The following is a 4,246-nucleotide window of genomic DNA, read 5'->3' on the forward strand; positions in this document are numbered from 1 at the left end:
AATATAAAATATTGGATTAAGAAAACTAATTTAGTATGAATATATATAAAAAACTGAGGTGGAAACTATGAATGATAATAATGATATTGAAATTAAAATTATCGATGAATTAATATACAACATCAATAATAAAAAATATAAGAACAATGATAAATTACCATCAGAAAATGATTTAGCTGATATTTATAAAGTCCCAAGAATAGTGGCTAGAAAAGCTTATGAAAGGTTACAGGAGATGGGTTATATCTATTCCAAACGTGGCAAATTAAAGATACTGCAGTTGCAGAATGTTTACACAAATAGATATTAAGGATATAATTATAAAGTAAAAACAATATGAATTGGAGAACAAGAAATGATAACACAAAAATTCACTGCAGATATGCGATGCTGCAATAAAGATAAAATAGAAAAAACCTTTTTTATTGAGACATGGGGCTGTCAGATGAATGAAGAGGATTCGGAAAAATTGTCCGGAATGCTGAAAAAAATGGGATATATAAGAACGGAAAGTAAAATTAATGCGGATTTGATTATACTCAACACCTGTTGCGTAAGAGAAAATGCGGAACTTAAGGTATACGGACATTTGGGAGCATTGAAAAAGATGAAAAGGGAAAACCCAAATCTTATAATAGCTCTATGTGGATGTATGATGCAGCAAAAGCATATGGCAGAAAACATAATTAAAAAATTTCCCTTTGTGGATATAATTTTCGGAACTCATAATGCTTATAAGTTTCCCCAATATTTGAATACAGTACGCCAGGAAAACAGTTCTGTAGTGGAGATTCAGGATAGAGAGACCGGTATTGTAGAAGATATTCCAATAGACAGGGAAAGTACTGTAAAGGCTTTTGTAACTATAATGTATGGCTGCAATAATTTCTGTACTTACTGTATAGTTCCCTATGTAAGGGGAAGGGAGAGAAGCCGTAACCCTGTAAATATTGAAGATGAAATAAAAGATCTGGTTTCAAAAGGTTACAAGGAAATTACACTTTTAGGTCAGAATGTAAATTCCTATGGTAAAGATTTGGTTCCAAAGGTAAAGTTCAGCCAGCTGCTGAGGAGAATCAACGGTATAGAAGGACTTGATAGAATTAGATTTATGACATCACATCCAAAAGATTTAACTGAGGATGTAATAGATGCAGTTTTAGAATGTGATAAGGTATGTGAACAAATACACCTTCCAGTACAATCTGGTTCTAATAATATATTAAAAAGAATGAACAGAAATTATTCAAGAGAACAGTACTTGGAGCTAATATATAAAATAAGGAAAAAAATTCCTGAAGCAGCCATTACTACAGATATAATGGTCGGATTTCCGGGAGAAAGTGAGGAGGACTTTGAAGAGACTTTAAATCTGGCAAAAGAAGTAGAATATGATTCCGCTTTTACTTTTATATATTCCAGGAGAAAGGGAACTCCGGCTGATAAATTGGAAGAACAGGTTCCTGAAAATATAAAACATGAAAGATTTAACAGGCTTGTAGAAGTTGTAAATGAATCTTCAGCCAAGAAAAACAAGGTATACGAGGGGAAAATAGAAGAGATACTGGTTGAAGGTCTTAGCAAAAACAATAGTGCGAAACTTATGGGAAGAACAAGAACCGGCAAGCTTGTTAATTTTCAGGGAGATGTAGATTCCATAGGAAGATTGGTAAAGGTTAGAATAAGTAAAGCACATTCTTTTTCACTTTCAGGTAAACAGATATAACAGAAGGAGGAACCAAAGTGACATTGACTCCAATGATGAAACAGTATATGGAGATGAAGGAAAAATACAAGGACTATATACTGTTTTTTAGGTTAGGTGATTTTTATGAAATGTTTTTTGAAGATGCAAAGACAGCAGCTAGAGAATTGGAATTAGTTCTTACTGGAAGGGATTGCGGTTTAAAAGAAAGGGCACCTATGTGCGGTATTCCATATCATGCAGCCAATTCATATGTGGGCCGTTTGATAAACAAGGGCTATAAAATAGCTATATGTGAACAGCTAGAAGATCCTGCTCTTGCAAAAGGTTTGGTGAAGAGGGGTATTATTAAACTTATAACCCCCGGTACTTATACCGATTCTACTTTTTTAGAAGAAAATAAAAACAACTATATAATGTGCCTGTACATAGATAAAAATGAGAATTCAGCACTATGCTTTGCAGATATATCTACAGGAGAATTTGATTGTACAGATACTCCTTTTGATTTATCTATAATTATGGATGAAATATCCAAATATAGTCCAAAAGAGATTTTAGTTCAAGAGGATATTGAAAGCTCATTATTGAGCAAAATAAAGGAATTTTTTAATGGATCCATTACTAAATTAAATATGGATTATTTTTCTCAAAATGTGGAAAAAATATTAAAGGGACAATTTGCAGATTTTAATCCACGAGAATATAAAATTGAAACCATGAAATGCTGCAGTTCTCTTCTTAAGTATATACATGAGACCCAAAAAACTAATTTTTCCCATATAAATAAACTTCAATATTACAATGTAATTGACTATTTGCTTATAGACGGTAATTCTAGAAGAAATCTGGAAATAACAGAGAGTTTGAGGGAAAACAAAAAGAAGGGATCTCTTCTCTGGGTCATAGATAAGACCAATACTGCCATGGGGGGAAGAAAACTTAGAAAATGGTTGGAACAACCGCTTATGGACAGGAATAAAATAATTGAGAGGTTGAATTCCGTAGAGGAACTTTCTGATGACATATCCTATCACGAGGATTTAAGGGAAGCCTTAAAGAATATATACGATGTTGAGAGACTGGTGGGAAAAATATCTTCTAAAAGTGTAAATGCCAGGGAATTGAATTCTCTAAAAAATTCTATAGAGAAGATACCTAATGTGAAATCCATACTGTCGCATTTTAAAACTAAATTATTAGAAAACATGTATGAAAATCTGGATGAATTAAAAGATATATGGTCGTTGATAGATAGTTCCATATTGGAGAACCCCTCAATTTCTTTAAAAGAAGGCAATTTAATAAAGGAGGGCTATAACAGCAAAATAGATGAATTAAGAGAGGTAAAAACTCATGGCAAGGACTGGATAGCTTCTCTTGAACAGAGGGAGAGGGAGATTACCAAAATAAAGTCATTGAAAATAGGCTATAACAAAGTGTTTGGATACTATATAGAAGTGACCAAGAGCAACTTGAGCATGGTACCAGAGGGCAGATACATAAGAAAACAAACTCTTTCGAATGCGGAGAGATATATAACTCCAGAATTAAAGGAAATGGAAGACAAAATTTTAGGAGCAGAAGACGAATTGATATCTTTAGAGTATAATACCTTTATAGATATTAGAAATGCAATAGAAAAGGAAATTAATAGAATGCAGACCTCCGCCGAAATAATTGCCCAAATTGACTGCTTGAGCTCCCTGGCAAAAGTGGCCGTGGAAAATAATTACTGTAAACCTGATATTACTCTTTCAGATAAAATATCAATAGAAGAGGGCAGACACCCTATAGTAGAGAAGATGATACCCTCGGGAGAATTCATATCAAATAATACCAATATGGACGCTTCTGAAAATCAACTTCTTTTAATAACAGGACCCAATATGGCAGGCAAATCCACTTATATGCGGCAGGTAGCCCTAATTGTAATTATGGCTCAAATAGGATGCTTTGTTCCAGCTAAAAGGGCATCTATATCTATCTGCGATAAGATATTTACCAGAATAGGTGCATCTGATGATCTATCTTCGGGTAAAAGTACCTTTATGGTAGAAATGTGGGAAGTTTCAAATATATTGAAAAATGCTACTAACAGAAGTTTAATCTTATTAGATGAAGTCGGTAGGGGAACCAGCACTTATGATGGCCTCAGCATAGCCTGGTCCGTAATAGAATATATATGTAAGAACAATAAGTTAAAGAGTAAGACACTATTTGCAACTCATTATCATGAGTTGACTAAATTGGAAGGTACGATAAGTGGGGTTAGAAATTACTGTGTATCTGTTAAAAAAGTAGATAACAATATAGTATTTTTAAGAAAGATTATAAAAGGCGGGGCAGATAAGTCCTATGGTATTGAAGTTGCAAAGCTTGCTGGACTTCCTGAGAAGGTCTTGAAAAGAGCCCAGGAAATATTAGATAGCCTGGAAAATGAAAAATCCTGTGACTCTGTACGAAGTAAAAATACATTTATTAAAAAATCGGATGAAGCAGAAAATAATAATACTTTAAAAAATAAAAAAAATATTAAGT

The 4,246-nt window shown here is 33.2% G+C and carries 3 protein-coding genes; all 3 read left to right on the plus strand.

Annotated elements, in window-relative coordinates:
• The first annotated feature begins 67 nt into the window (after positions 1-67).
• Complete coding sequence (locus J5G60_RS16825; RefSeq protein ID WP_150358944.1) at positions 68-310, plus strand: GntR family transcriptional regulator; 243 nt, start codon at positions 68-70, stop codon at positions 308-310.
• 72 nt (positions 311-382) lie between these two features.
• Entirely contained in the window at positions 383-1,726 is a 1,344-nt protein-coding gene (gene miaB / locus J5G60_RS16830) for a tRNA (N6-isopentenyl adenosine(37)-C2)-methylthiotransferase MiaB (RefSeq protein WP_150358945.1), read from the plus strand.
• Between the two features lie 17 nt (positions 1,727-1,743).
• On the plus strand, positions 1,744-4,246 hold a 2,503-nt coding region (gene mutS, locus J5G60_RS16835), incomplete at its 3' end, for a DNA mismatch repair protein MutS (protein ID WP_207876586.1).

It is taken from the genome of Clostridium sp. HV4-5-A1G (assembly GCF_900184915.1).
GTDB classification, from domain to species: Bacteria; Bacillota; Clostridia; order Clostridiales; family Clostridiaceae; genus Clostridium_B; species Clostridium_B aromativorans.

Coding starts and splice junctions, on each gene's coding strand:
- J5G60_RS16825 (WP_150358944.1), top strand. CDS start 68: ATGAATGATAATAATGATATTGAAATTAAAATTATCGATGAATTAATA.
- miaB (WP_150358945.1), top strand. CDS start 383: ATGCGATGCTGCAATAAAGATAAAATAGAAAAAACCTTTTTTATTGAG.